General features: G+C 68.1%; 27 protein-coding genes. 13 read left to right on the forward strand and 14 right to left on the reverse strand.

Annotated features, from left to right (window positions below; genetic code table 11):
• The first annotated feature begins 160 nt into the window (after positions 1-160).
• Genes E0H75_RS31025 through E0H75_RS31050 form a run of 6 tightly spaced genes read left to right on the forward strand, consistent with a single transcriptional unit; the run spans position 161 to position 6814 of the window.
• Positions 161-1495, forward strand: a complete 1335-nt coding sequence (locus tag E0H75_RS31025; protein WP_165554147.1) for an ABC transporter substrate-binding protein — start codon at positions 161-163, stop codon at positions 1493-1495.
• Positions 1496-1497: 2 nt separating this feature from the next.
• Complete coding sequence (locus E0H75_RS31030) at positions 1498-2454, forward strand: carbohydrate ABC transporter permease (RefSeq protein WP_131517266.1); 957 nt, start codon at positions 1498-1500, stop codon at positions 2452-2454.
• A complete protein-coding gene (locus tag E0H75_RS31035; protein WP_131362023.1) occupies positions 2451-3284 on the forward strand; it encodes a carbohydrate ABC transporter permease in 834 nt (277 codons plus the stop codon). The genes E0H75_RS31030 and E0H75_RS31035 overlap by 4 nt, the downstream gene beginning before the upstream one ends.
• 28 nt (positions 3285-3312) lie before the next feature.
• The gene (locus E0H75_RS31040) at positions 3313-4677 is read left to right on the forward strand and encodes a family 4 glycosyl hydrolase (protein ID WP_131517267.1); all 1365 of its coding nucleotides are present in this window, start codon (positions 3313-3315) and stop codon (positions 4675-4677) included.
• Positions 4674-5807 (forward strand): SIS domain-containing protein, encoded by a 1134-nt coding sequence (locus E0H75_RS31045; RefSeq protein ID WP_131517268.1) that lies wholly within the window; start codon positions 4674-4676, stop codon positions 5805-5807. The genes E0H75_RS31040 and E0H75_RS31045 overlap by 4 nt, the downstream gene beginning before the upstream one ends.
• Entirely contained in the window at positions 5804-6814 is a 1011-nt protein-coding gene (locus E0H75_RS31050) for an N-acetylglucosamine kinase (protein ID WP_202873259.1), read from the forward strand. Before E0H75_RS31045 ends, E0H75_RS31050 begins: the two co-directional genes overlap by 4 nt.
• 235 nt (positions 6815-7049) lie before the next feature.
• On the opposite strand, the gene E0H75_RS31055 is transcribed toward E0H75_RS31050, so the two are convergent.
• Entirely contained in the window at positions 7050-7607 is a 558-nt protein-coding gene (locus E0H75_RS31055) for a TetR/AcrR family transcriptional regulator (protein ID WP_131517269.1), read from the reverse strand.
• Positions 7608-7697: 90 nt separating this feature from the next.
• On the opposite strand from E0H75_RS31055, the gene E0H75_RS31060 reads away from it, so the two are divergent.
• Together E0H75_RS31060 and E0H75_RS31065 are read left to right on the forward strand one after the other, a co-directional pair.
• Entirely contained in the window at positions 7698-8072 is a 375-nt protein-coding gene (locus E0H75_RS31060; RefSeq protein ID WP_131517270.1) for a nuclear transport factor 2 family protein, read from the forward strand.
• A gap of 68 nt (positions 8073-8140) precedes the next feature.
• The gene (locus E0H75_RS31065; protein ID WP_131517271.1) at positions 8141-8611 is read left to right on the forward strand and encodes a nuclear transport factor 2 family protein; all 471 of its coding nucleotides are present in this window, start codon (positions 8141-8143) and stop codon (positions 8609-8611) included.
• Here the strand turns inward: E0H75_RS31065 and E0H75_RS31070 are convergent.
• Genes E0H75_RS31070 through E0H75_RS31090 form a run of 5 tightly spaced genes read right to left on the reverse strand, consistent with a single transcriptional unit; the run spans position 8526 to position 12262 of the window.
• Positions 8526-9164, reverse strand: coding sequence for a hypothetical protein (locus tag E0H75_RS31070; RefSeq protein ID WP_131517272.1), 639 nt, complete (start codon positions 9162-9164; stop codon positions 8526-8528). The genes E0H75_RS31065 and E0H75_RS31070 overlap by 86 nt on opposite strands.
• Positions 9161-10036 carry a hypothetical protein gene (locus tag E0H75_RS31075; RefSeq protein ID WP_131517273.1) on the reverse strand — a complete coding sequence of 292 codons (876 nt, stop codon included), beginning with the start codon at positions 10034-10036 and terminating at the stop codon, positions 9161-9163. The genes E0H75_RS31070 and E0H75_RS31075 overlap by 4 nt, the downstream gene beginning before the upstream one ends.
• A complete protein-coding gene (locus E0H75_RS31080; protein ID WP_131517274.1) occupies positions 10033-10902 on the reverse strand; it encodes an ATP-binding cassette domain-containing protein in 870 nt (289 codons plus the stop codon). Before E0H75_RS31080 ends, E0H75_RS31075 begins: the two co-directional genes overlap by 4 nt.
• Positions 10899-11714: a zf-HC2 domain-containing protein gene (locus tag E0H75_RS31085; RefSeq protein ID WP_131517275.1), complete on the reverse strand. Its 816-nt coding sequence runs from the start codon at positions 11712-11714 to the stop codon at positions 10899-10901. Before E0H75_RS31085 ends, E0H75_RS31080 begins: the two co-directional genes overlap by 4 nt.
• Complete coding sequence (locus E0H75_RS31090; protein WP_131517276.1) at positions 11711-12262, reverse strand: RNA polymerase sigma factor; 552 nt, start codon at positions 12260-12262, stop codon at positions 11711-11713. Before E0H75_RS31090 ends, E0H75_RS31085 begins: the two co-directional genes overlap by 4 nt.
• Before the next feature lie 121 nt (positions 12263-12383).
• Here E0H75_RS31090 and E0H75_RS31095 point away from each other — a divergent pair, with 121 nt between their 5' ends.
• Entirely contained in the window at positions 12384-12821 is a 438-nt protein-coding gene (locus E0H75_RS31095) for an SRPBCC family protein (protein WP_131517277.1), read from the forward strand.
• Positions 12822-12824: 3 nt separating this feature from the next.
• Here the strand turns inward: E0H75_RS31095 and E0H75_RS31100 are convergent, their stop codons facing one another.
• Positions 12825-13970 carry a winged helix-turn-helix domain-containing protein gene (locus tag E0H75_RS31100; protein WP_238163360.1) on the reverse strand — a complete coding sequence of 382 codons (1146 nt, stop codon included), beginning with the start codon at positions 13968-13970 and terminating at the stop codon, positions 12825-12827.
• Positions 13971-14071: 101 nt separating this feature from the next.
• Positions 14072-14827, reverse strand: a complete 756-nt coding sequence (locus E0H75_RS31105) for a class I SAM-dependent methyltransferase (protein WP_131517279.1) — start codon at positions 14825-14827, stop codon at positions 14072-14074.
• Between the two features lie 95 nt (positions 14828-14922).
• Here E0H75_RS31105 and E0H75_RS31110 point away from each other — a divergent pair, with 95 nt between their 5' ends.
• On the forward strand, positions 14923-15840 hold the full coding sequence (locus E0H75_RS31110) for a LysR family transcriptional regulator (protein ID WP_131517280.1): 918 nt from the start codon (positions 14923-14925) through the stop codon (positions 15838-15840).
• On the opposite strand, the gene E0H75_RS31115 is transcribed toward E0H75_RS31110, so the two are convergent.
• On the reverse strand, positions 15820-16734 hold the full coding sequence (locus E0H75_RS31115) for a LysR family transcriptional regulator (RefSeq protein ID WP_131517281.1): 915 nt from the start codon (positions 16732-16734) through the stop codon (positions 15820-15822). The genes E0H75_RS31110 and E0H75_RS31115 overlap by 21 nt on opposite strands.
• 129 nt (positions 16735-16863) lie before the next feature.
• Between E0H75_RS31115 and E0H75_RS31120 the strand changes: the two genes are divergently transcribed.
• The gene (locus tag E0H75_RS31120) at positions 16864-17613 is read left to right on the forward strand and encodes an SDR family NAD(P)-dependent oxidoreductase (protein WP_131517282.1); all 750 of its coding nucleotides are present in this window, start codon (positions 16864-16866) and stop codon (positions 17611-17613) included.
• A 48-nt stretch (positions 17614-17661) separates the two neighbouring features.
• On the opposite strand, the gene E0H75_RS31125 is transcribed toward E0H75_RS31120, so the two are convergent.
• From E0H75_RS31125 to E0H75_RS31135, 3 genes are all read right to left on the reverse strand, one after another.
• Positions 17662-20133: a X2-like carbohydrate binding domain-containing protein gene (locus tag E0H75_RS31125; RefSeq protein ID WP_238163361.1), complete on the reverse strand. Its 2472-nt coding sequence runs from the start codon at positions 20131-20133 to the stop codon at positions 17662-17664.
• Positions 20134-20247: 114 nt separating this feature from the next.
• Positions 20248-21273, reverse strand: coding sequence for an NADPH:quinone reductase (locus tag E0H75_RS31130; protein WP_131517283.1), 1026 nt, complete (start codon positions 21271-21273; stop codon positions 20248-20250).
• A 192-nt stretch (positions 21274-21465) separates the two neighbouring features.
• Positions 21466-22194, reverse strand: coding sequence for a helix-turn-helix domain-containing protein (locus E0H75_RS31135; RefSeq protein ID WP_131517284.1), 729 nt, complete (start codon positions 22192-22194; stop codon positions 21466-21468).
• A gap of 95 nt (positions 22195-22289) precedes the next feature.
• Between E0H75_RS31135 and E0H75_RS31140 the strand changes: the two genes are divergently transcribed.
• The gene (locus E0H75_RS31140; RefSeq protein ID WP_131517285.1) at positions 22290-23303 is read left to right on the forward strand and encodes a methyltransferase; all 1014 of its coding nucleotides are present in this window, start codon (positions 22290-22292) and stop codon (positions 23301-23303) included.
• On the opposite strand, the gene E0H75_RS31145 is transcribed toward E0H75_RS31140, so the two are convergent.
• Both E0H75_RS31145 and E0H75_RS31150 read right to left on the reverse strand, forming a co-directional pair.
• Positions 23284-24396, reverse strand: coding sequence for a winged helix DNA-binding domain-containing protein (locus E0H75_RS31145; protein WP_202873260.1), 1113 nt, complete (start codon positions 24394-24396; stop codon positions 23284-23286). The two genes, E0H75_RS31140 and E0H75_RS31145, sit on opposite strands and share 20 nt — an antisense overlap.
• Positions 24397-24420: 24 nt before the next feature.
• Positions 24421-24939, reverse strand: coding sequence for a COG4315 family predicted lipoprotein (locus tag E0H75_RS31150; RefSeq protein ID WP_165554149.1), 519 nt, complete (start codon positions 24937-24939; stop codon positions 24421-24423).
• Positions 24940-25154: 215 nt separating this feature from the next.
• Here E0H75_RS31150 and E0H75_RS31155 point away from each other — a divergent pair, with 215 nt between their 5' ends.
• Positions 25155-26018, forward strand: coding sequence for a serine/threonine-protein kinase (locus tag E0H75_RS31155; RefSeq protein ID WP_165554151.1), 864 nt, complete (start codon positions 25155-25157; stop codon positions 26016-26018).
• Positions 26019-26029: the final 11 nt, after the last annotated feature.

Here is a 26029-nt window from a genome sequence, read left to right on the forward strand (position 1 = left end):
GTAATCGAATGCCTTGACCGGTTGTTTTTCATTCAGCTACGTTCGCATCAAAATCGCGCGATCGAATGCGCAACTGTGCAGCGTCTCTCACTCGTACGCCGGCCGCTTCGGCCAGGGCCGGGATCACAACGGAGAAACCATGCTGAGGACCGGACGTCGGATGGGTACAGCGCGGTGGAACGCGGCACTGATGGCAGGGGTCACCAGCCTCGCCCTCGTGCTTGCGGGCTGCAGCGGATCGGGGCCGGGAGACAAGCAGAGCAGCGGGGGTTCGACCCAGACCAGCGGAGTGACGATCACCGTCGCGCTCGCCTCGGACCCACCACCGAAGGCCGCGCTGGCGGCGTTCACCAAGGACACCGGCATCACGGTCAACTGGGTGAACATCGACTGGGACAGCCTGCAGAGCAAGATCTCCGCCGCCGCGACCGCGAAGACGTACTTCGCCGACGCCACCAACGTGGACTGGTCCCGGGTCGGCCAACTCGGCAAGCTCAAGTGGTTCTACCCGATGGACACCTACATCGACACCAAGGCGATGGAGGCCGACGTACCGCAGCTCGCCTCGTTCACCGTCGACGGTCATGTGGTCGGCGTCCCGTACGACGCCTCGTTCATGGTGACGACCGTGAACACGGAGCTGTTCCAGAAGGCCGGCGCGAATCCGGCGCCGAAGACGATGGATGAGTACACCGAGGCACTCAAGACGATCAAGGCCAAGGGTGTCCTCGAGCATCCGCTCAACATCCCGTTCGCGGCCGCCGAGGGGTTGTCGACGTACTGGTACGAGACCACCGGCGCGTTCGGCGGGACGGTGCTCGACAAGGACGGCAAACCGCAGTTCACCAGCCCCGACTCGCCCGGCTACAAGGCGGCCCAGTGGATGGTGGACGCGCTGAAGACCGGTCTCGTCCCACCCGGCAACATCAACGTCACCGACTCGCAAGGCCAGCAGAACCTGATGGCCAAGGGGCAGGTGGCCAGCACCTTCTCCGACTACTCCGGCAACGTCGGCACGCTGTACAACATCAAGGCGTCGTCGTCGGTCGTCGGCAAGGTGAAGTACCTGCCGACGCCGGGTGCCTCGGGGCCCGCCGCGAACCTCAGCAACCCGGACGGCGTCGGCATCCCCAAGGAAGCCAAGTACCCGAACGCCGCCGCGAAGTTCATCGAGTGGTTCACGGCCACCGAGCAGCAGGCCGACTTCGCCGGGGTGAACGGTCCGGAGAAGACCTTCGCGACGTACCCGATTCCCTCGCACCTGTCCGCTGTCCAGCAGATGGTTGCTAAGGGCAATTTGGTCGGCGGCAAGGATCTCGAGCCGATGCTGAAGGGTTCCAAGCCGGTCTTCGAGGGTGGCGCACCGTCGTGGTACCCGAAGTTCTCGAACGCGGTCTACACCAACCTGCACGCCGCCGCGACCGGTTCGATGTCGGTCGAGCAGGCGATCAAGACGATCGGCGACACGGCGAACCAGCTCGCATCCGGGTCGTGACGGTGAGCTCTTCGACCACCGAACCGCTGGCGGCCGAGGGGGCAGCACCGCGTCCCCCGGCCGGCCCGACCAGCGTCGCACCGGTACGCCGTTCCCGCGTCGACCTGCTGCCGTACCTGCTGGTCGCGCCGGTGATGATCTTCATCGCCTGCCTGGCCCTGGTGCCGGCCGTGTTCACCGTGGTGCAGTCGTTCTTCAAGGTCGACGCCCTCGATCCGCCGACCCGGTTCGACGGGTTCGGCAACTTCACCCGGCTCTGGCATTCCCCGGCAGTCATCGGCAGCATCGGCAACACCGCGCTGTACGTCGTGATCGGCGTGACGCTGTCCACCGTCATCGGCATCGGCGCAGCAGTGGTCCTGCAGAAGCCGTTCCGCGGCCGCAGTCTGGTGATCGCCATCCTGATCCTGCCGTGGGCCATGCCCGGGGTGGTCGAGGGCATCCTGTGGACCGGGATCTTCGATCCCAACGCGGGTTTGATCAACAGCGTGTTGTCGTCACTCCATCTCAGCGACGGGAACGCCGTACTGCTCGGCCAGAACCGGCTGCTCACGATCACGCTCATCGAACTCGTCCAGGTCTGGCAGATCGCGCCACTCTCGGTGCTGCTGATCCTGGCCGTCCTGCAACTCATTCCGGGCGAGCTGTACGAGGCGGCCCAGATCGACGGCTGTACGTCGTGGTCGGCGTTCCGGCGGATCACGCTGCCACTGGCCCGGCCGGGTATCGCGGTCACCATGGTGCAGGCGGTCATTGCCACGCTCAACGTCTTCGATCAGCCGTACGTCCTGAACGGTGCGGCGAACACCGGTGCCTCGGTCACCATGCAGACGTATTTCATCAGCTTCCAGGATCTCGACTTCGGACAGGGGTACGCGTTGTCCCTGCTGATCACCATCGTCACGCTGCTGATCTCGCTGGTCGTGGTCCGCCTCGTCTACCGGAGGGTCGAGCTGTGAAACGACGTACCGGCGCTCGCGGTTTCGGGGTCGCGGCGATTCTGATCTGGTCCCTGGTGCCGATCTACTGGGCGATCAAGACCAGCCTGCAGACGGAGGCGGACGCACGGGCGAAGCCCGCGCACTACCTACCCACGAATGCCACGCTGGACAACTATGCAACGCTGCTGACCGGTGACAGTGACGTCCCGGCGCAGATCCGGCAGTCCGCGGTGAACATCGTGGTCGAGTGCGGCGCGGCGACCATCGTGACCGTTCTGCTCGCGACGCTGGCCGGGTACGCGTTCGCCCGGATGCGGTTCCGCGGCCGGAACGTCTTGTTCTACGCGGTTCTGGCGACGATGGCGTTCCCGGCGTACACGACGTTGATCCCGCTGTACCGGATCATGAGCACGTTCGGACTCGTGAACACCTATACCGGCATCGTGCTCGTCTACGTCTCGGGGTTCCTGCCGCTGGCGACGTGGATCCTGCACAACTACTTCGCCAGTCTGCCCGTCGGGATCGAGGAGGCCGGGCTGGTCGATGGCGCTCGCCGGCTCCAAGTGCTCTGGCACCTGCTGCTGCCGTTGGCGCGACCGGGCATCATCTCCACCGCCCTGATCACCTTCCTGTTCGCCTGGGGTCAGTTCCTCTTCCCGCTGGTGCTGTCCAGCGACCTGTCCACGCAGCCACTGACCGTCGTCATCGCCTCTCTCCAGGGACGGCACGTCGTACCGTCGACACTGCTGAACGCGGCCGGAGTACTGGCGATCATCGTCCCGGCGCTCCTGGCGCTGGCCTTCAACCGCTACATCGTCAACGGCCTGCTGGCCGGCAGCACCAAGTGATCGATCCACGCTCCCGAAGGAGAAGTCCTTGACCGAGAAGTCCTTCGTCCTGATCGGCGCGGGCAGCACCGTGTTCACCCCCGGCCTGATGACCGATCTCGCCTCGTCCCGCACCTTCGACGGCTGGACCGTCCATCTGGTCGACCTGAACGGCGAAGCCGCCGAGACCATGGCCAAAGTTGGTCGCCGGATCGCCGCCGAGCGAGGTGCCGAGCTCGAGTTCGTCCCGCACGTCGACCGCCGGGAAGCGTTGCCAGGTGCGCGATTCGTCACTACGACGATCGCCGTCGGAGCAGCCGCGGGCTGGCGCGCCGACATCGAGGTGCCGGCCCGCTACGGCATCGCCCAGACAGTGGGCGACAGCGTCGGGCCGGGCGGCGTACTGCGGGCGCTCCGGCACGTGCCCGAACTGGTGGCCATAGCAACCGATGTCGCCGAGCTGGCACCTCAGGCACAGCTGATCAACTACTCGAATCCGCTGACCGCCAACGTCCGCGCGATCACACTCCAGACCGGCGTGAAAGCCGTCGGCCTGTGCCACGGGACCATGCACACGCTGTCCAAGCTGGCCGCCGACCTCGACGTACCGCGTGGCGAGGTGAACGCCGTGTTCGCGGGCCTCAACCATCTGTGCTGGCTGCTCGACGTACGCAGGGGCACCGAGGATCTGTATCCCCTGCTGCGTCAGCGCGTGACTGAGCGTGCCGGCGGCGTGGACGCCCCCTCGACGCGGGAGGAAGGTGTTCATCTTCCGGTCTCGGCGGATCTCATGCGGACGTTCGGGCTCTATCCGGCGCCCGGTGATCGGCACGTCTCCGAGTTCTTCGGCTGGTACCTGCGGGCCGAGGACGGCAGCCCGGCCGACGCGACTCGCCTGCCCTGGGGATTGCAGGGTGGACGGGACGCGACGATGGAGTACATCGGCGAGAAGGACGATCTCTGGGAGCTCCTCCACGCCCAGGCCGACGGGAAGGCACCGCTGCCGCGGACCGACAATCAGGAGGCCGAGCGGCTGGTGGCGATCGCCGAAGCCATTGTCAGCGGCAACGAACACGTGGAGCTCGCGGTGAACCTGCCGAACGAGGGCAAGATTCCCAACCTGCCGCCGACCGCCGTCGTCGAGGTGCCGGCCGTGGTCGGCGCCGCAGGGATCACCGGGCTTGGCGTCGGAGCGTTGCCGGACGGGATCGCCGCCGTACTGACCGCACGGGCTCAGCAGCAGGAGATCACGGTTCGCGCCGCCGTGACCGGCGACCGGGCGCTCGCGCTGCAGGCGCTGGTACTCGATCCGCTCGTCGGACGGCTTGACGTCGCGACCGGGATCCTGGACGACGCCATCAAGGCACATGGGCCGCTGCTGGACCGATTCGCCGAGATGGAGTCGGCCAGGTGACCGGCGCACCGACCACTGCGGACGGGCTGGCCGCACTCACCACCTACCGCGAGATCGTCCAGCAGCCGGCGGTTTGGCGTCAGGCCGCTGAGACTCTGGCCGCCAGGTCGGACGAGGTCGCCGCGTTTCTCGAGCCACTGTTCGCGCTGCCTGACCTACGTATCGTGCTGACGGGCGCCGGGACGTCGGCGTTCGCCGGGGAGGTGCTGGCTCCCGCGCTGGCCCGGACGCTTCGGCGCCGGGTCGAGGCTGTGGCGACGACCGACATCGTGTCGAATCCGCGGGAGATGTTCGCCGAGGATGTGCCTACGCTCCTCGTCTCCTTCGCTCGCTCCGGCGACAGTCCGGAGAGTGTCGCGGCCACCCAGTTGGCCGCGACGTGCCTCACATCCGTGCACCAGTTGGTGATCACCTGCAACCCCGAGGGCCAGTTGGCCCGCGAGCACAGCGGGTCCGAATCCTCTCTGGGCCTGTTGATGCCGTCGGCAACCAATGACCGCGGTTTCGCGATGACGTCGAGCTTCACCTCGATGCTGTTGACCGCCTGGCTCGCACTGGCACCGGACCAGGATCCGCGGCTCGCCGAGCGGCTGGCCGCAGCGGCTGAGCAGGTTCTCGGCCGTCCGGACGAGCTGGCTGGGTTGACCGGTCGATCCTACGACCGGATCGTCTACCTCGGCAGCGGTTCGCTGGGCGGATTGGCCAGGGAATCGGCGTTGAAGCTTCTCGAACTCACCGCGGGCAAGGTGATCAGCTACTACGACACGCCACTCGGCTTCCGGCACGGGCCGAAGGCAGTCCTCAAGGACGGGACCCTTGCTGTCGTCTACCTTTCCAACGACGGCTATACCCGCCGGTACGACGAGGACATCGTCCAGGAACTCCGTGCAGCCATCGGAGCCGAGAACGTACTGGCCGTCAGCGCGCAGTCCGATGATGCAGAGTCCTGGCAGATCGATGGGGTGGCCGACGTCGACGACGCAGTACTGACGCTGCCGTTCGTGGTCATCGCTCAACTGCTCGCGTTGCGATTCTCCGTGGCACTCGGCCGGACACCGGACAATCCGTTCCCCGACGGCGAGGTCAACCGCGTCGTTCAGGGCGTGACCATCCACCCCCTGCGGCCGTGACGATCTTCTTGGGCGTCGACGGCGGCGGATCGGGGACGGCGCTGTGCCTGGTGACCGGTGATGGCGAAGTCCTGGCCACCGCCGACGCACCGAGTTGCTACTACCTCGACTCGGCCGAAGGAGAAGGCGTCTCGCTGGTGAAGCGGGTCCTGGCCGAGGCGGTCCCCCGGATCTGCGCCAGTGCCGGGATCGAGCCGGCGGCCATCACGTCAGCGTTCTTCGGACTGCCGGCGTACGGCGAGGTGAGCGCCGACGTACCGCTGCTCGACGCCGCACCGCGAACCGCTCTCGGACACGATCGCTACAGCTGTGGCAACGACATGGTCTGCGCCTGGGCCGGTTCGCTCGGACTTGCTGACGGCATCAACGTGATCAGCGGGACCGGGTCGATGACCTACGGCCGGTACGGCGGCAACGGGGTCCGCGTCGGTGGTTGGGGCGAACTGTTCGGCGACGAGGGTTCGGGCTACTGGATCGGCGTCCAGGGATTGCGCGCGTTCGCACAGATGAGTGACGGGAGACTGCCGCCGGGGCCGCTGCTCGCCGTACTGCGGGAGGAGCTCGAACTGACGTCCGATCTCGACCTACTCGACGTCGTACTCAATCGCTGGCGAGGCAGCCGGCGGAAAGTGGCCGCACTGTCCCGGCCGATCGTCCGGGCTGCCGGGCTGGGTGATGTGGAGGGCGCGCGAATCGTTGGTGACGCAGCAACCGAACTGGTGCGGCTCGTGGAAACTACGCGCTCACGCCTGGACTTCACTCCGGCGGAGACGGTCCCGGTCTCCTACTCAGGCGGCGTACTCACGGCGCCCGAGGTGCTGCAGCCGTTCGCGAATGCGCTGGCCGCACAGAGCCAGGCCTACGACCTGCGTACGCCGCTGTACTCCCCCGTGGTCGGCGCGGCACTCTACGCAGCAGCCCAGGCCGGAGAGTCGTTGAACGCGCACACGCTGATCGACAACTCCCGGCGTGCATCCGCCCCGGTCGATCGGGTACCGGAAGGCTAGAGGCACCCGGGCTTCTCGGGGGTCTGGTTGCTTCGAGGTCTGGGACCGTTCAGCCACGCAGCGGGCCCGGACCGTTCCCATGCGACACCACGACAACCTTCAAACGCTCGAATACGTAGGATTTCGGCACTTTGTAGTCCACAATCGGTACTAAGGGACGGTCGACTTCGTCTGCACGGTTGAGCCCCCCACACAGCTCCCGTTTTCCGGAGCCGGCCGTCTCGTGAACCTCTCGTCAGTCGAGAACGACGGCTGCCAGGTCGCGCGCGGCGCGACCGGGATGGTGACCGTCCTGGGTGGCCCCCACCACCAAGGTCCCCTCGATCAGCAGATGTAGTTGCTCTGCGGCGCGTTCCGGGTGGGCATGACCCATGGCCTCGAGTTCTCGCACGAGGAGGGCGTGAAGGCTCCGCCGGAAGGCGTCGGTCTCCGCATGGGCCGGGTGAGCGGGGTCCGCGAAGGAAAGGTCGGTCGCGAAGTACCGGCAGCCGCGGAAGTCCGGGGTCGCGACGAGTTCGTCGAGCCGATCGAAGAGCCCGAGCAGCCGGGCTCGCGGTTCGGTGGCGCCGGCCAACGCGTTCTCGTACCAGGCAAGGTCCTCCGCGGAGGCGCGGTGCAGAACCGCCGCGATCAAGCCGTCCTTGTCGCCGAAATGCTCGTAGAGCGACCTGCGGGCGACGTTCGCCTCCTTGAGCAGCGCATCCACTCCGACCGAGGCGCCTTGGGAGTAGAAGAGTTGCTGTCCGGCCGCGAGAAGTCGTTCCCGGGGTCCGGGCGAGGTCCTGGGCGTCATCTGCCGATCCTGATCCTGTCCTTGACGATAGACCATTCAGTCTACTACGGTTAGAAGTAGACCAACTGTTCTACTTTCCAGGAGGATGAGATGACCGGCACCGCTGACACCATTGACCGCTTCAACACTGCGTTCCGGCTCCGCGACAAGGACGCGATGGCCGCCCTCGTGCACGACGACTGCGTGATGGTCGCGGCCCAGCCCGCTCCCGACGGCGCGGCGTTCGTCGGGAAGGATGCGTGCGTGGCGTTCTGGGGCGAACTGATGGACGACGAGTCGACCACCTTCGAAGTCCAGCACGTGTTCTCGTCCGGCGATTGGGCGGCCGTGCGCTGGCGCTACCGCTTCGGCCCCACCGACGCCGAGTCCGTCCTCGGCGTGAACGTGACGCGGGTCAGCGACGGCCGCGTCATCGAACAACTCGGCTACACCAAAACCCCCGGCGGACTCCCCCTACCGGACTGAGAGCCCAAGCAGCTCTTCGCGGGGGTCTTGGATACTGTCCTCGATGGGTTCCCGACCGAGGAGGGCTGATGAGTAGCCGACCACCACTGCCGCCGTTCAGCGAGGAGACCGCGATCCAGAAGGTGCGGGCCGCGGAGAACGCCTGGAATCTGCGTAATCCCGAGGCCGTGTCGCTCGCGTACACCACCGACACGAGGTGGCGTAACCGGGACGTGTTCGTCAACGGGCGTGACGAGGTGGTCGGGTTCCTGACCCAGAAGTGGCAGCGCGAGCTCGACTACCGCCTGATCAAGGAACTGTGGGCGTACACCGGTCACCGGATCGCGGTGCGCTTCGTGTACGAGTGCCACAACGCCGACGGGCAGTGGTTCCGCAGCCACGGCAACGAGAACTGGGAGTTCGACGAGTTCGGCTTGATGCGAGTACGCCGGGCCAGCATCAACGACCAGGCCATCAACGAGTCCGACCGGCTCTTCCACTGGGACGCTCCGGGGCCTCGCCCCGACGACCACCCCGGGCTGACCGAGCTGGGACTCTAGCGCAGATCAACACCAGCACAGGCAGCGAGGACCAGAGCACCCGGCTGGTCGACCAGTCATCGCCTGCTGTGTAAGGAAAGATCGGTACGACGTTCGCGAACGGCCGGGCCAGGGCGATGCAGGTCGCGATCCCCACGATCGCGGCCGACACCGCTCGCGCCGGGCCGTCGGAACCGCGGGAACGCTGCCAGGTAACGAATCCGGCCGCGGCAACCACCAGCGCGATCCCCTGCCAGGCCACGTCCATCGCATGACCGAAGTACCCCACCCGAGTCTCTCGTACGGCGATCAGCCACAGCAGCACCACCGCGACCGCACCGGCCGAACGGGCCGTCGTACGCCAGAACAGACCCCGCGGCAACGTGTCGACAAGTGCCGCGGCCGGCTCCGGGTAGCACCAGACAACTGTTGCCGCGAGCAACCCAACGGCGATCCCCTGCAACGGCCACAACATGTACGGCCAGCGCTCCACCAGCAGGAGCAGCCCGATCATGAGGCCCGCGCCGGTTCCCTGGAGTCCCCAGGGAACGGCGCGGGCGGCGTACCGGATCATTGCCCTGACGGCAACGGGTTGATCATGGCTTCCTGCACTCCGGTGGTGATCGCGAGTACGGCGGTCACCACGGCCACCGCCACGATCACACCGAGGACCACGAAGAGCGGGCCGCGCGGACGCTCACGATCGTGCAGCAGCGCGAGTACGACGCCGAGCCCGCACAGCACCACCAGATACACGCAGTACCAGTACGGCGACCCGGTCAGGATCATGATCCGCATGTCGTCACCGGGGATGCCGTACGGACCGGTGAAGTAGGTCCACGGAGCAACCAACCGGAGGTAGCGCAGCGGCTCGAACAACCCTTGCATCACGATCGTTTCGGCGACGAGCACTACGGCGAACAGCGGCGCGGCACCGCGACGCGGCAACCACCGTCCGATCACCAGCCCGAGCACCGGTCCGCCGATGGACGGGATCAGGCCGAGCGCGACCAGGTTCGCCACGGCCCAGCCGTCGCTGACGCCGCCGAACGGTGCGCCGTTGGGCGGCGGCGGCCAGTGCTGGTACGCCCAGATCGCCCAGCCGAGCCAGCACAGACCGGCCGCGAACGGCACGATCAACGCGCAGACGAGGCCTAGCGTCCGAGTGCGCTCACCCACGACGACCGCACCGGCGGCCGACGCGATCTGGTCCGAGGACCGGGTCAGCGACGCCATCACGAGGAGTCCGATCACGCCCAATCCAGCGGCCGGCGCGATCACGTCGCCGAGGGAGGAGATGTTCCCGTCCGGCTTGCCGATCGAAGTCAGTACGACGAGTGCGGCACCGACCAGGAACAGCGGGTGCGCGGCGTACCGGGCGATCTCCTTGCGGGCGATCTGGCCGAGCATCGACGACGGTCTGGCGACGACCACGGCGGTACTCATCGCGGCTGTCCGATCAGGTTCGCGCTCCGAACGAGCAGGTACGCGTCCTCGACCGCGGGCTCGGCCGGACGACTGCCGGCCGCGGGCACGCCACCGAGCGAGCGAATCTCGCCGGTCCCGGTGCGCCAGGACGACAATGCGCCGGCGTTCACCTCGGAACCGATCCAGACCTGCCCGTCGGCCAGCCCGATCAGCGACGCCACCGATCCGTCGAACCGGATCCGCCCGTCGTCGAGGATGATCACCCGGTCGCACAACGCCGACACGTCCTCGGTCTGATGCGTCGCGAGCAGTACGGCGCCTCGATCGGCGTACGACGAGAGGATGCCGCGCAGCGAGGCCCGTTGCTCCGGGTCGAGACCGGTCGTCGGCTCGTCGAGCACGACCAGGTCGGGGTCGCCCATCAACGCCTGGGCGAGTGCGAGCCGCCGCCGTTGCCCACCCGACAGCGCCGACACGCGCTTGGTCCGGCGGTCCTCCAGCCCGACCAGGCCGAGGACACGGTTGACCTCGCGATGCCTGGCGCCGGTGTCCTTCCATTCCTTGAGTACGGCGATGTAGTCGAGGAAGGCGAAGCTGGTCATCCGGCGCGGGATGCCGACTTCCTGCGGTAGGTAGCTGAGCCGGCGACGGGCCGCCGTACGGTCGGGCGACCCGTCGGTCACCACGTGATCGCTGACGACGATCCGGCCGGAGGTCGGCGGCATGGCGGTGGCCAGCAGGCGGAGCATGGTCGACTTGCCGGCACCGTTCGGGCCGAGCAGTCCGATCACGCCCCGGTCGAAGCCGAGGTCGGTGCGGTGCAGTACTTCGGCACCGCCGTACGACTTGGTGACGCCGTCGAGGACGGCGATCTGGGGACTCATGCGTAGCCTCCTGGTGCGTGGTGTGTAGTGAGCCGGATGGCGAGAGCGGCCAGCGCCAGGAGGGCTGCGACAGCGAAGGCCAGTTGAGCGAAGGGGGTGTCGACCGCGCTGAGCTGCTGCGCGGACCGCAGGATCCCGACCACCGTCAGCCAGAGGACGGCGACGACCCAGGCCGTGACGGACGCGGTCCACCACGTCAGCAGAGTGAGCGCGAGCAAGGTGAGGGTCAGTGACGGAAGCAGCCAGGCGAAGGCGTCGGCGCCGACGAACGGCAAGGCGAGTCCGGCGAGCAGTACGACGGGCAGCGCGATCGCGACGACGGTTGCCGTTCGCAGCAAGGCGATTCGCAACTTGCTGAACGGCGTCGCCGCGGCGAGTTCACGGATCGGGTCGGTGGCGTCGTACGCGGCCGCGACAGTGATTGCCGGTAGCAACGGGGCGAACAGCAGGTAGAGGGAACGCTGCTCGGTGGCCGGCATCATGGTCCCGCCGACACCGATGACGAACGCGCCGACGAGCGACAGCAGCCACGGCCGGTAGAGCGAGCTGGACGCGCTGAGAATCACCGCATCGGTCTCGGCGAGGCCGAGCTTCCGCAGCAGTCGGAGCGGCCACGGCATCCGCGGCCGCGCGGTCGCGATCTGCACGCCTTGCCAGATGTCGGTCAGCAAGTCCTGCGGAGCCTTCGCCGACGTCAGCTGACGGCAGTCCGCGCAGGCAAGCAGGTGTGTCTCGACCGCGGACTGACGGGCGAGGTCCAGGTCGCCGTCGCTGTAGCGGTCCAGCAGTTCAGGACCGAGGTGCCAGGTCATGAGGTCCTCCCGGGCATCAACTGGTCCCGCAGCCGGCTCTTGGCCACGCGCAGCCGGCTCTTCACGGTTCCTTGGGGTATGCCGAGCAGCACGGCTGCCTCCTTGGTGGTCAGCCCGTCGATCACGGTCGCCTGCAGGGTGGCGCGGAGTTCGGGCGGGAGTGTCCGCAGTGCGCGGCCGACATCGCCGTACTCGACTCCGCGGAGCAACTCGTCCTCGGCGCTGTTGACGACCGGTACGGCGGCGCCGACGACGTCATCGCCGAGCGGATCCGCGGCCGGGTGACCGCGCAGCGCGGAGATCAGACGCCGGATCGAGATCCCCCAGAGCCAGGCCGCTACCTCACCCTCGCCGCGGAACCGTCCGGCCGACTGCCAGACCGCGACGAACGTGTCCTGCAACGCCCCGGCCACGAGATCCTGGCTGCCGCAGCGCCGGTTCAACCGCAGCAGCAACCAGCCGGCATGCCTTTCGTAGAGCTGCCGCAGCGCCGCCTCGTCACCCGCGGCGATGTTCCGCAGGAGCTCGGCGTCCGACAGCGTGCTCATATCCTTACTGTCGCAGCGCAAACTCCCGCCGGATCGACCTGATTTTCCGTGCAGCCCCGGCGACTGTCCGTGGCAGGCCAAGACATCGCCGGACCAGCCGCTGCCGCGAGATGATTCCGGCATGGCTGTCGACGTACTGACCGAGATCGTGATCGACCGGCCGCTCGAGCAGGTCGCGGCGTACGTCGGGGATCCGACCAACGCACCGCAGTGGTACACGAACATCGAGTCCGTCGAGTGGCGGACCGCACCGCCGGTCGCGGCCGGGTCCCGGATGGACTTTGTCGCCCATTTCCTTGGCCGGCGCCTCGCCTACACCTACGAGGTGGTGGAACTGGTGCCGCGCGAGCGCCTGGTGATGCGCACCGCACAGGGGCCGTTCCCGATGGAGACCAGTTACGAGTGGACGGCGGCCGGCGACGCTGCGACCCGGATGAGCCTCCGCAACCGCGGCGAACCTTCCGGGTTCGCGGGTGTCGCGGCTCCGTTCCTGTCCGCTGCCATGCGGCGTGCCAACCAGAAGGACCTCAAGCGCCTCAAGCGGCTCCTCGAGGCGTGATCGTCACAGGTGTGGGGCGAGGTTGCCTCGAGGTGTGACCGTGGTCTTCTCCAGGTCGAGCCAGGTGGCGAGGGTGTTGAGCTCGGTGGTCAGGTCGGCGGCGATCGTCTTGGGGTTGACCGAGGGTTCGGCGTACGCGCCGAGGACTCGTAGGGTGCCTTGGGTGCGGTCGGCGGACAGGTCGACTCGGGCGACCAGGTTGTCGCCCAGGAGGAACGGAAGGACGTAGTAGCCGTACTCGCGCTTGGCGGGCTTCACGTACAGCTCGAAGCTGTGCCGGAAACCGAAGAGCCGCTCGACCCGGCTCCGCTCCCACAGCAACGAATCGAACGGCGACAGCAGCGCCCGCGCCTCCACCGGACGCGTGTCAGCGCCCGGATCCAGATACGCCGGCTCATTCCAGCCGTGTACGGCGGCCGGCCGCAGCTCACCGCCGTCGACCAACTCGCGCAATCGAGCCCGCGTGACGACGGCCGGCAGCCGGAAGTAGTCGGCGACATCGCGTGCACTGGCGACGCCGAGCGCCCGTACGGCGTGCTGGACCAGGAACCGCTGCGCTTCCTCGACCGGCGGCGTCGGCAATGCCAGGATCTCCGCCGGGATGACCCGCTCGGTCAGGTCGAACAGCCGCTCGAAGCCGCGACGTCCGGCCGCGGACACCCGCCCGGCGTTGAACAACCCCTCGAGCACCGACTTGCCGTCCGAGAACCTCTCCCACAGCACGCTCGAAGCGGCGTACTTCGTGTCCGACCGATCGCGCCGGGCCGGATCGCTCAGCTCGCCGAACCGGATCGGCCCACGCTCGGCCACCTCCCGCTCGACCGCCGCGAGATAGCCGGGCCGTTCGCGCTCCACTCGCTCCCGGAACGCCAGCCAGTTCTTGTGCTCGGCGTACGACGTCATCCGCCAGCGCAACGCCGGTTGGAACTCGACCGGAAGCAGCGACGCCGCATGACCCCAGTACTCGAAGACCGCGCGATCTGGATCAAGCTGCTCATCCAGCAACCTGCGCGGATAAGGCCCGAGCCGCGAATACACCGTCAGATAGTGCGACCGCACCAACACATTGACCGCATCCAGCTGAACCGCGCCGAGCGAAGCCACCAGCTTCCGGACCCGCCGCCGATCCACCCGCGCCGGCCTGGCCACCCCAAACCCCTGAGCTCGCAACCCGATCCGCCGAGCATCACCATCGGACAATTCGACCCGGTCTGGCACAGCCGCCAGTCTCCCCATCTTCCAGGACCGCCTCAAGAGCACAGATGGGCTGTGATGATCCAGGCGCGGGAGTCGAACCAGACGCCGTCCGGGGTTTGGTGGGCGGCGAGGTCGGTCAGGACGCGTTGGCGGGCTTGTTCGGCTTGGGCTGGGTCGAGGCCTGCGACGAGGTCCTGCGTCATCCGCAGACTGCGCGCGGCTTCGTAGGCGGTCTCGGCGTCTTTGCCGTAGTAGACAGGTTCTCGTACGTCGGTGATGTCAACGTCGGTGAATCCGGCGGTAGTCAGGATGCGTTCCGCGGTCGCGGGGTCGGCGAGGGAGAACGCTCCGCCGGTGGCCGGCTCAGTGCGTTGGTCACCGCCGAACACGGCGTACCACTCCTGGTGTTCGCCGGCCTGCCAGACCAACTGCACGAGCCGCGAACCCGGACGCAGTGCGCGGGCGATGTTGGTGAACGCGACCTCAGGGTCGGTGAAGAACATCGTGCCGAACCGGCTGACCCCCAACGAGAAACGATCCGCCGGAAAGCCGTGGTCCTGAACGTCGGCCTGCTCGAAGGAGACGTTCCGCAGACCTTCCTGTTCGGCCAGCCGGCGAGCGGTCGCCACCCTCTGGGCGGAGATGTCCACGCCGACCGCGGAAGCCGCCCGCTTGGCGACGTCCCGGGTAGTCAGCCCAGTGCCGCAGCCGATGTCGAGCACGTGATCGTCAGGCCTGACATCAGCAGCCGTCTGCAGGCGCTCGTGATAGCGACGGAGCTCGGCGTCGTAGTCGAACGGTTGATCCATGCTTACGACGCTAAGCCGCCCAGCTGCATGGTGAAAAGCGATGGTTCTCGATCGATGTCATCGCGAAGCCCGATCCCCGCGGGTATCTTCGGATCATGGGCGAGGTTGAGTTGCGGCATCTGGCCACGATGGCCGCCGTCGCTGATGAGGGATCGTTCGGGCGTGCGGCGATGCGGCTCGGGTACACGCAATCGACGGTGAGCCAGCACATCGCGTCGCTCGAGAAGGCCGTCGGCGGCTCGGTGTTCGACCGGCCCGGCGGGCCGAAGCCAGTGCGGATCACGCCACTCGGCACAGTCGTGTTGTCCCACGGTCGGGACCTGTTGGAGCGGACCGAGGACCTGGCCGCCGCGGTCGACCGGTTCAAGGCCGGCGAAGGGCGCATCGACATCGGCACCTTCCAGAGCGTCTCGAACGTGCTCCTGCCGCACGTCATCCGCCGGTTGCGCGAGGAGCACCCTCGTTGCGACATCCGGCTGATCGAGGACGAGTCCGATCCACCACCGGTCAGCACGGTGGACCTGATGTTCCACGATCGCCGGGTGCCCGGCGAGATCGAACATCTCAAACTGCTCGACGATCCGTATGTCCTGGTCGCGCCGCGAGGTGCCTTCCCCGAAGGTCCGGTCCGCGTCACCAGTCTCGATCGGGCTCCGATGGTGGCGTGGCCACCCACCTGCGACCAGCGCGAGGTCGAGGCGATGTTCGCCCGCAGCGAGGTCCGGCCCCAGATCGTGTTCCGTGCCGTCGGCAACGAAGCCGTACTGGCGATGGTCCGGTCCGGACTGGGCTCCGCCGTACTCCCCTGGCTGGTTCTGACCGGCGCCGAGGTCGCGGACCCCGAACTCTCCATCCATGACCTGCACCCCGGGCCGTCACCCCGCGAGATCTACCTCCTCTGGCAAGCCGGCCGCACCCAGTCGCCGCTGACCAAACGAGCCATCGAAATCACCGTCGAAGTCGCCACCGAGTGGAAAGCGCAGGACCGCGGATCAGCCACCGCCGTTCGGTAGCTGGAAGGCTGCGACCAGGGTGGCGAGGTCGCGTTGCCGTGAGGTGGCCGGCCAGATAGCCCAGGTACGGCGGACGATGGGGTTCCCCTCGATCGGATGCCAGCGAATACCTTCGGGCAGGGTGGTCGCCCACCCCGGCGGCGCGAGCGTGAAGGAACGCCCAGCGCGTACGGCGGCGAACTTCACCTCAGCGGTGACCGGTGGATCGCCACCGGCCGCCGACACCTGATCGACGAGTCCGTGGGTCCTGAGGATGGCCGCCACCTCGTCGTACCAAGGCGGTGCGTCCGAGCGTGGGAACGCCAGCCAGTTCATCCCGGCCAGGCGATCCAGTGGCACACCGGACGGCTTGGCGAGAGACTCCGAATGCCGGGCATCCAGCAGTACGCCGATCGGCTCGCGGACGACGAGCATCGCGTCGAACCGGTCGCCGACGGGCCGATAGCGGACCAGAGCCAGGTCGAGCTCCCCGTTCTCGAGCGCCGCCACCTGTCCGGCGCTCGAGGCATGCCGGACCTCGACCTGAGTGGCCGGGTGCGCTGCCCGCAGCTCCGCCAGCGCCGACGGCAGTACGTCGAGCGGCAGCTCGAGCGGTACGCCGACACGGATGCTCCCGGCAACGACCGAGCCGCTGTCGCCCAACGCCGACAGCTCGGCCACCGCTTTGTCGTGGTCGGCCAGGATCGCGCGCGCCCGGCGTACCAATAACTCTCCCGCTGGGGTTGGCGTCGTACCGCTGTGACTGCGGGTCAGAAGTTGTACGCCGAGTTGCCGTTCGAGCGACTGCACGACCTGGGACAACGCCGACTGGCTGAGGTGCAGGCGCCGCGCTGCCGCCGACACGCCACCCTCCTCGGCGACGACCACGAACGCACGAAGCTCACGAATCTCCACACACCGATTCTGGCATCAGCAGCACTGATGACCCCCAGCGCCAAAGCCGATGGCACAACGGCATACGGGGTGACGGTCCCGTGGTTGAGCCCATCGATGCCAGTCCACACCACTCAAGGAGACATCGACATGACTGCACAGCTCGACGGCTCGACCGCCCTCGTGACCGGCGGCAACAGCGGTATCGGGCGTGCCATCGCGCTCGACCTCGCCAAGCACGGCGCGCACGTGATCGTGTCCGGCCGGGACGCGGCCCGGGCCGAGGAGGTCGTCGCCACCATCCGCGCGGCAGGCGGCAAGGCCGACTTCGTCGCCGCCGGCCTCAGCGACGAGGCCAGCGCGCGGGAGCTCGCCCGCCGCGCCACCGAACTCGGCGGCGGCCGCATCGACATCCTGGTCAACAACGCCGGGATCTACCCGTACGGGCCGACGGCCGAGACCACCCAGGACGTCTTCGAGAACGTCTACGACATCAACGTCAAGGCGCCGTACTTCCTGGTCGCCGCGCTGGCGCCGCAGATGGCCGAGCGAGGCAAGGGCGCGATCGTCAACATCGCGACCATGGTCGCGCACTACGGCGACGCCGGGTACGCGCTCTATGGTTCCAGCAAGGCCGCGCTGCTGCTGCTCACCAAGGCCTGGGCTGCCGAGTACGGCCCGTCCGGCGTCCGGGTGAACGCGGTCAGCCCGGGCCCGACCCGCACCGAGGGCACGTCCGGGTACGGCGACGCCCTCGACAAGCTCGCCGCCACGACTCCGCACGGCCGGCCCGGGCTGCCCGAGGAGATCGCGACCGCGGTGACCTTCCTCGTGAGCGACGACGCCCGCTACATCCACGGCGCCCAGCTCCCGGTCGACGGTGGCCGCATCGCCGTCTGATCCAGGGCAACGGCGGCGCCGGTTGCACGGCGCCGCCGTTGCCTACGGCTACTTTCCGGTCGTGTAGCGGATGACGTCGTTGCGCAGTACGTCGCCTGAGACCTTGACGATGCGCAGGGTGTGGTCACCGTTCTTCAGGCCGGTTCGGGTGAAGGCCGGGCGGGCGGTGGCGCGTGCATCGTTGGCGAGGTTCACCCGGCGTACGAGCTTGCCGTCGAGGTAGACGTCGGCATCGCCCTGGTCCGGACCGAGTGCGGTCAGCCACTCGACGCCGGTGCCGCGGAAGGCGAAGTCGATCCCCGCGCCATTCGCGGTGGCGTAGTGCACGTCGTCGTGATGGTCGCCGCGGAACCTGAAGTCGAGCACCGTGCTGCCGACGGGCTGGGCGGCGAGGTACTTCTTGCTGATCGTCACCGCCGTTCCGTCGACGGTGTAGTCGGTCCCCTTGACGAGGTCCTTGCCGCCCTTCGCGATACCGTCCAGTTCGTCGGGGTCGCGCCCGATCTGGACGCTGACATCGGCCTGCGCGGACGGGTTCTTGTCGAACGCCGCCGTATCCGGATTCAGCAGGCTCTCCTGCCGCACGTTCAGCTTGTCGAGCAGCATGAACTGTCCGGACTTCTTCACCCCGCGGATCGTGTGCGTTCCGTTCGGCAGGTCCGGGATGCTGTACACGACCTGCTGCGCACCGCGCCCCTCGGCCGGATCGCGATGAGTGTCGACCGTCGCCTTGAGCGCACCGTCGATGTAGATCTCGACGTCGCCTTGCGACTCGTGCGTCTCGGTCACGTAGTCGACGCCGGTGCCGACGAAGCTGTACGTGAAGGCGTCGCCGTTGGCCTCGGTGTACTGCACGTCGTCCTGATAGTCACCGAGCCCACGGCCCGTGCTCCGGCTCCATGAACCCGTGTAGACAATCTCCGGGTTGTCGTTGTTCACCGAGATCGTCCGTACGCCGGCATCGGTCGACTTCGCGGTCGCGCCGGACTTCGCTGCCGACGAGTCGGTCACCGCGACCGTCAACGGCTCGGAGACCGCGGGTACCTCGAAGTTGCCGTTGCGCTGCCAGGTTCCGTCGTACGAGACCCGCAGATCGTCGTCGTTGACGCTGACCTTCGCGTTCTTCTGCGGCGTAACGGTGAACAACCGGGTCCCGTGCGGCGGCACGGTCGCAGCGGTATAGCCGGACGCGAACTGGCCCAGATCCTTCTTCGCCCACAGGTCGCGAACCTTCGCGGACCCGTCCAGTCCGAGGTCGGCCCAGTTCACCGTCAGGTTGGCCTCGGTGGTCCCGAGGTTGAACAGGGCAACGGTGTACGAGCCGTCCGCGTTGAGCGAGTACCACGTCTGCCGGTTGGTCTTGGTGGACACCGGTTGGGCCGGCCGACCGGCCTGGTTGACCGCGATCACCTCGCGGTTGGTGAGCAGTTCGAGGCCGTACGAATCCAGCTTGGTCATGTCGTTGCCGATGTAGAACGGGGCCGCGGACACCGCCCACAGCGTTGCCGCCGTACGTCGCTCGTCCTTCGTCAGCCCGTCCATCGTGCCGTTGCCGACATCCAAGGAGTCGAGGTCGTTCCACCCGCCCGGTCCGCCATGGCGCCACCAGTCGGCCAGCTTGGGGAACAGTCGCGCGACGTTCTGCCAGGTGGTGAGCGCCTCACCAGGGCAGTAGCACTCGACGTCCCAATCGATCCGCCATCCGTTCGCGTACTGCTTCCAGTAGTCCGCGTAGTTGATGTCGAGAGCCCAGGACAGCTCGAGCCAGATTCCGTGGCGGGCGAGGGCCTGCGACCAGGCCTTGACCTCGTCGCGCGCGTCCATGGACAGGTCGCTGACCCCTGAGCCCGGGGTCACGCTGTCGAACTTCAGGAAGTTGACGCCCCAGCTCGCATAGAGATCGGCGATCGAGTTGATGTACTTCTGCGCACACGGCTTCGCGGCGTCGATCCGGTAGCCGAAGCCCCAGTAGTCGCCCTTCTGCAGTGGCTGCACCGCCAGGTCTCCCGTCGTACAGCCTGGAGCGCCGTACACCGGAAGGTTGGCGTCGAGCATCGCCTTCGAGATGCCCGGGATGCCGTAGAGCCCGATCTTCTGGCCGTTCGCGTGGACGTGGTCGATCACTGCCTGCAGGCCGTCGGGGTAGAGCGTCTTGCTCGGCACCGGCCGGCCGTAGTCGTCGATGCCGCCGTTCCAGCCCGCGTCGATGTTGATGTACTCGTACCCGTACGGCTGCAGCTTCTGGTGCATCGCATCCGACTGCGCCTCGATCTGGTCGGCGGTGATCCAGCCGCCACCGGTCGGCGAGTACACCTGCATGCTGTAACTGCTCCAGCCCATGTACGGCTGCCGCGCCTGCTCACCCGCCGGCGGGTACGTCGTACCGGCCGCCGCGGTGACCGTCTGCGGCGGCGCGGCACCGGCGGACGACGCGGCAGTCAGGCCGACCGGGAGGAGAGCGGCGACGGCGAGCGCCACGAGTGGTCCTCGGATCGCCTTGTTTCGAAGGAATCTGGTCATGAGCGGCTGACCTCTCTAGGGTCTCCGAAGACGCGAATCGGATAGGATGTCTGAACCCTGAGGCCTTTACTTACTTCTGTCAAGTATGTGACGTGGAAATGCCCCTGCCGCCGGTCAGGTCGCCGCGACGGTGATCAGGACCTTGCCGACCGCGTTGTTCTCGACGGCTGCGTGGGCGGCGGCTGTGTCCTCGAGTTGGTAGCGGTGCAGTGGGAGGCCGGCCTGCTCGCCGACCCGGTAGGCCTCGTCCTCGATGGCGTGGTTGATGTCCTCCGCGGCGGCCGTGATCCGGTCCCAGCCGACCGTGTAGAGCAGGACGAACTGATAGCGGGTGTTGAGGCCCATGTTCCGCCGTACGTCGAGCTCGAACGGCGCACCGCCGTCGTTGGCGTAGATCGAGATCGTCCCGCGCGGACGGAGGACGGCGAGGTCGAGCTCGGCGTTCGCACCCGCCGCGACCTCGACGACGAGGTCGACACCATCGGGAGCGATCCCTCTGATCGCGTCGGCCGCGTCCGCCTTGGTGTACTCGACGACATGGTGTGCGCCGGCGGCCGTCGCGAGGGTCGCCTTCGACTCCCGGCTGACCGTCGAGATCACGGTCGCGCCGGCCCAGCGGGCGAGCTGGATCGCGGCGTTGCCCACCGCACCGGCTCCCCCGGCGACCAGGATGGTCCGGCCGGACAGTGCGCCCGGCCGGAGCCGCGTCGCGCCGCCATCGCCGACCGTCAACGCGCGGTGTGCGGTGATGGCCGGGATGCCGGTACTCGCGCCGAGCTCGAAGTCCGCGTTCGCCGGCAAGGGAAAGACCCGGCCCGCGGGCACGACAGTGAACTCCTGGGCCGTGCCGCTTGCCGGGCGACCGTCGCCGGCCAAGGTGATCCAGACACGGTCGCCCACGCTCAGACCATCCACACCGGCACCGACCGCGTCGATCACGCCGGCGCCGTCGTGGTTGGGCACTGTCGCCTCCTCCGGCCCACCGCCGTAGGAGCCGGTCCGCGACTTCCAGTCCGTCGGATTCACCCCTGACACCACCACTCGGACCCGCACCTCGGCATCACCCGGCTCGGCGACCGGCCTCTCCCCGAGCTCGAGAACGGAAGGATCTCCGGAACGCGCATACGTGATAGCTCTCATGCCTTTCATCCTCCTCCCGTACGCCGGGAGCAGCGCACCGTCCTCCCCCGGGCGCTGATTGGCGACGGATCCCGCAGGCACCCCCGGCTGGTTGTGCAGCCTGCGGAACTCCGTCGCAACCACCCTGCGGTGGCCACGGGACCGTGGCGCTGAACTGGCGTCAACTCGCCACGTGCCCAGGCACGGCCGGGGTCAGAGCCAGCCGCGGCGAATCGCCTCGGCGCCGGCCTGGAAGCGGCTGTGCACGCCGAGGACCTTGAGCAACTCCGCGACCCGGCGGCTGTAAGTGCGCGGCGAGAGACCGAGCCGGGGCGCCGCGACCTCGTCGGGCGCGCCCGAAGCCAGCGCGGGCAGGATGACGGCGAGGTGCGGCGGAGGCAGGTCTCGATCGATGCCCTCCGGGTCGGTTCCGGCGTTCCACAGATGCTGGTGGACTGCCACGAGCGCGCCGACGACACTCGGGTCCTGGACGATCTGGAATCCGTCCGCCAGCACCGTCGAGTTCAACGGCAGCAGGACCGTGTGCCGATCGATGATCGAAACCTTGAGCGGCACCGCGTCCACCACCCGCGCCTCGCCGCCGGATCGGTAGACGATCGCCCCGAGCTGCTGGTCGGCGAGCAAGCCTGCTCGCGAGGTGACCTGACGCACTCTGGCACCGCGGCCGAGTGCCGCGCGGAGGGTCGCCGGGCCGCGCCGCTGGATCGGATCCGGTACGTCGTGGGCCAGCAGGTAGCTGGTGTCGTCGAAGCTGAGGATCTCGCGGCGTGCCTGAGCCCGTAGCTTGGTGATGGTGTCCCAGAGCGACGACTGTGACCCTCGTACGGTGTGAGCCGGTGCGGTCGCCCCTAGGCGGACCCGGCGCCTGCCCTGCTCCAGGGCATGCGTCACCTGCTCGACCGGCTCGGGCCTCCGTGTCATCCGTCCATTCTGGCCTCGACGGAGGGTCCACCTCCCCGGTGGCGAGTTCCTGCCACCGTGTGGGCGATCGCTGAGGTCGAGCAGATGCTGGCGCCATGCCTCAGTCGACCTCAGTGCCGAGTCCCGACCAGGTGACCGATCTGGTGACCCCTGTCGTCGTTCGGGTCGCGGTCACGATCGGCCTGCTCTCCACGGAACCGACTCCCATGAGCCAGCTGGCGATCGGCTTGGGGATCGACGACTCGGTCCTGCGGCGCCTGGTGCGATTCCTCGCCGCGCGCGGGATTCTCTCCGTGGACGCGAACGGCGTGGTGTCGTCGACCGAGCTCGGCCGGCGCATCTCGGACCGGACCGGATCGTATGCGGCCCGGTTGGACTGGAGTGGCGCGGCCGGACGGATGGACAGGTCCTTCGTGGAGGACTGTCTGGCGGCAGTGCTGGGCCGGCAGCGCAGACCGGATCCATGGGCAGTCTTCGACGACGATCCTGTGCTGTCGGGCTCGTTCGACACGCTGATGAGCGCCCGGGCAGCGGAGTGGGCGGACGAGCTCGTCGAGGATCCGCTGTGGGGGCGGCTGGGCAGCATCGCGGATCTGGGCGGAGGTCGAGGCCACCTCCTCTATCGCCTCCTGCAGGCTTGGCCGCAGCTGACCGGCGTACTCGTCGAACGCCCCGGTCCGGCTCGAGCCGCGCAGGAGGAGGCCGAACGGCTCGGCCTGGCCGACCGCGCGCAGGTAGTGACCGCCGACCTCCGCGGTCCGTTGCCCACCGGGTACGACGCGTATGTCCTGGCGCATGTCCTGCACGACTGGAACGACGAGGGCGCCGCCGTCATCCTTCGGCGGGCGGCGGAGGCGTGCGGACCCGGCGGTCGGGTTGTCGTCGTCGAACGCGAGCTGACCGATGATCAGGCAAGTTCCGCGGCGGAGCTGAACGCCACCGCGCAGGATCTCCGGCTGTTCGTCCTGTTCGGCGGAGGCGAACGCACCCACGACGACCTGCACGCACTGGCGGCATCGGTCGGCTTGTCGTTGGAAGAACGCCGGCGCCTGACTTCAGGCCGGTCCCTGCTCGTCTTCGCCCGAACTCCTAGTCCGTTGCGAAGGTGATCGGTGTTGCCTCGTTGCCGATCAGGGTGAGGAGCCGGGCCCCTTCGAGCTCGATCGCCTCCTGCTCATCGGTGGTCAGTGCGCGGTGAGACGTGATCCGCAGGCTCGCTTCTCGTGCTGATTCCTGGCCGCGGTGGTGACGCCAGTCGGCCTGGTAGTCGCCGTCGATGAGGAGCGTGCCCATCGCCGCGCCGTTCCCGGGCGGCAGCGGGATCGTCCGCCCGGACGGATTGACCCGCCGGCGATCTGCGTGCGAGAGGAGCAGATTGTCGTACTCCGGCAGGAACCGCACCGGCGCGGGCGTCTCCGGATCAGGCAGCGGCCCGTCCGGTACGTCGTACAGCTCTCGCCCCTCGTCATCGGCGTACACGCGCAGCTCGAGCCGATCCACGACCTCCCGCAGCTTGGTCAGCCCCGACCACGTCTGTACGTCGGCCACACTCGCGGGACCGAACGCCGCCAGATACCGCAGTACGAGCGAGTCGATCGGGCGATCGGCCACCGGCGACCGGCCGAGCCAGCTCTCGATCGTCTGCAGCGCGGCAGGGCCGTTCTCGCCCCAGAGCCCGCGCGGAGTGACGTGAACCGTGCCGGTCAGGTAGCTCACGGCGTACGCCATCGCTGTGGCGTCCCAGTCCGGCCAGCGCTCACCGAGCACCGCGCGCAAGCGACTGCGGGTGTACGGTTCCTGGCTCAGCAGCTCGGTGCCGTAGGCAACAACCGCGTCGACGTCGGCCCCGGCCAACTGCTTGCCGAAGGCACCCCGCAATCCTCGATCCGCGACCGGATGCAGGAGCTGCCACAACGACAGACAGTCCTCGGCGGTGACGAGATGAATCGTTGCTCTCATCAACGAGGAACGCACGAGCCGGCGCGACCTCAGCAGCTCGGACAGCTCGTCGGGGTCGAAGCCGTCGAGCCTCGACCACAGCGCGACGTACGGCGCCAACGGCGCTTGAGCCTGGAGCCCCACCAGCCGCTCGATCAACTCGGTCGCCGGGCCGCTGCCCCGATCCAGCAACTGCTGACGCTGGAGCAAGGCCCGATTCAAGGCACGACGGCTGAGCACCGTCCGCGGCACCGTTGCACTCATCGACCCAGCGTACGGAAGAACGACTCAGTAGCCGAGGTTGCCGCCCGACGAGGACGCCTGGGTGGTGATCTTCTGGCCGCTGGTCGAGTCCACCCACCAGGTGCCGTCGACGCCCTGGCCGTTCACGTCGCCGGCCTTGGAGTCGTTGGCGAAGTGGTAGAGCGGCCATCCGGCCAGCGTCACCTGCTTGGTGCCGTCGGTACGGGCCACCGTGCCCACCAGCGAAGGGTCGACCCCGCTGACCTGCGGCGTACCGGTGCCTGCCAGGAACGGCGGCCACAGCGCGGCGCAGCCGGTGTAGCAGTTGGACTTGGACGGCTTGGCGGTGTCCAGGTCGTACACGTACAGCGTGCGGCCGGTGCCGTCGACAACGATCTTGCCGAAGTTCCCGGCCGTGGCAGTGGACACCTTCGCCGGAGCGTTGGAGGCCGACGCGGCGGGCGTGCTCTGCGGCGCGGGCGCCGAGCTCGAGCCGTTGCCGCAGGCTGTCAGAGTGGCCAGCCCGAGCACAGCCGTACCGGCGAAGAGGGCGATGCGCTTCATTTTCAGATTTCTCCTTGCGCTGTTGATCATTCGACACTCCTCACACGGTCGGATCGAACGGACGGGTTCAGAGCGCGGAGCAGGTCTGCGGCTGGCACCCAGCTCGCCTTCCTGCTAGCCGGTAGAGGGGATGCCCGCAGGCCCTGACGACTCGGATGCCGGTTTCCCAGCAGGCTGGAACGGTCGGAACACCGCCAGATCCGAAGGGTCAGCCCATGAACGCCGTCGCGGACCTCGCCGAAGCCGTCACGGAGTCCGTGACCGCACCGTCGGGACGGCTGGTCGCCGGGCGGTACCGGCTTCGGTCACTGCTGGGACGCGGGGCCATGGGACGGGTCTGGCTGGCCGAGGACGAACTGTTGTGCCGGCCGGTCGCCATCAAGCAGCACCTGGCGAACGACACCGGTTCGGTGGGAGAGGCAAGGGCAGCGCGAGCCCGGTCGCTCAACGAGGCGCGGACCGCTGCCCGGGTGAGCCATGACGGCGTGGTCAGGATCCTGGATCTCGTCCGCGAAGGCAGCCTCCCCTGGATCGTGATGGAGCCGCTGTCCGGCCAGACGCTGGCCGAGGTGATCGCGACCGACGGACCTCTGTCGATCGACAGGGTGATCCGCCTCGCCCTGCGTCTGCTCGACGTACTGCGGAGTGTCCACGCCGCCGGCATCGTCCACCGCGACGTCAAACCGGGCAACGTGCAACTGTGCGCCGACGGCCGGGTGGTGCTGACCGACTTCGGCGTCGCCTGCAGGCACGACGAGGACTTCGACTGCCCGCATGGTGTGGTCGCCGGCAGCCCGGCGTTCATGTCCCCGGAGCAGCTCCGAGGCGACGAGCCCGCACCGCCGTCCGACCTGTTCTCACTGGGCGCGACGCTGTACGCCGCCGTCGAGGGCAGGACGCCGTTCGACCAGGGCGGCCTGTGGGCGACGCTGACCGCGGTTGCCGAGAATCCGCCCGGCCCCTGGCTGCGGGCGGGCCGGCTGCGCCCCGTCATCGCCGGCTTGCTGGCCAAGGACCCGTGCGAACGTCTGACCGTCGGCGCTGCCCGGGCTGCCCTCCTCGACCTCGCGCTAACCTGAGTTCAGGCGGC

The organism is Kribbella capetownensis, assembly GCF_004331485.1.
Lineage (GTDB): Bacteria > Actinomycetota > Actinomycetes > Propionibacteriales > Kribbellaceae > Kribbella > Kribbella capetownensis.

Coding starts and splice junctions, on each gene's coding strand:
- E0H75_RS31150 (WP_165554149.1), bottom strand. CDS start 24,939: ATGAAGCGCATCGCCCTCTTCGCCGGTACGGCTGTGCTCGGGCTGGCC.
- E0H75_RS31120 (WP_131517282.1), top strand. CDS start 16,864: ATGACTGCACAGCTCGACGGCTCGACCGCCCTCGTGACCGGCGGCAAC.
- E0H75_RS31135 (WP_131517284.1), bottom strand. CDS start 22,194: ATGACACGGAGGCCCGAGCCGGTCGAGCAGGTGACGCATGCCCTGGAG.
- E0H75_RS31080 (WP_131517274.1), bottom strand. CDS start 10,902: ATGAGTCCCCAGATCGCCGTCCTCGACGGCGTCACCAAGTCGTACGGC.
- E0H75_RS31075 (WP_131517273.1), bottom strand. CDS start 10,036: ATGAGTACCGCCGTGGTCGTCGCCAGACCGTCGTCGATGCTCGGCCAG.
- E0H75_RS31110 (WP_131517280.1), top strand. CDS start 14,923: ATGGGCGAGGTTGAGTTGCGGCATCTGGCCACGATGGCCGCCGTCGCT.
- E0H75_RS31090 (WP_131517276.1), bottom strand. CDS start 12,262: ATGAGCACGCTGTCGGACGCCGAGCTCCTGCGGAACATCGCCGCGGGT.
- E0H75_RS31105 (WP_131517279.1), bottom strand. CDS start 14,827: ATGGATCAACCGTTCGACTACGACGCCGAGCTCCGTCGCTATCACGAG.
- E0H75_RS31095 (WP_131517277.1), top strand. CDS start 12,384: ATGGCTGTCGACGTACTGACCGAGATCGTGATCGACCGGCCGCTCGAG.
- E0H75_RS31140 (WP_131517285.1), top strand. CDS start 22,290: ATGCCTCAGTCGACCTCAGTGCCGAGTCCCGACCAGGTGACCGATCTG.
- E0H75_RS31130 (WP_131517283.1), bottom strand. CDS start 21,273: ATGAGAGCTATCACGTATGCGCGTTCCGGAGATCCTTCCGTTCTCGAG.
- E0H75_RS31025 (WP_165554147.1), top strand. CDS start 161: ATGGGTACAGCGCGGTGGAACGCGGCACTGATGGCAGGGGTCACCAGC.
- E0H75_RS31055 (WP_131517269.1), bottom strand. CDS start 7,607: ATGACGCCCAGGACCTCGCCCGGACCCCGGGAACGACTTCTCGCGGCC.
- E0H75_RS31085 (WP_131517275.1), bottom strand. CDS start 11,714: ATGACCTGGCACCTCGGTCCTGAACTGCTGGACCGCTACAGCGACGGC.
- E0H75_RS31060 (WP_131517270.1), top strand. CDS start 7,698: ATGACCGGCACCGCTGACACCATTGACCGCTTCAACACTGCGTTCCGG.
- E0H75_RS31125 (WP_238163361.1), bottom strand. CDS start 20,133: ATGACCAGATTCCTTCGAAACAAGGCGATCCGAGGACCACTCGTGGCG.
- E0H75_RS31070 (WP_131517272.1), bottom strand. CDS start 9,164: ATGATCCGGTACGCCGCCCGCGCCGTTCCCTGGGGACTCCAGGGAACC.
- E0H75_RS31145 (WP_202873260.1), bottom strand. CDS start 24,396: ATGAGTGCAACGGTGCCGCGGACGGTGCTCAGCCGTCGTGCCTTGAAT.
- E0H75_RS31155 (WP_165554151.1), top strand. CDS start 25,155: ATGAACGCCGTCGCGGACCTCGCCGAAGCCGTCACGGAGTCCGTGACC.
- E0H75_RS31065 (WP_131517271.1), top strand. CDS start 8,141: ATGAGTAGCCGACCACCACTGCCGCCGTTCAGCGAGGAGACCGCGATC.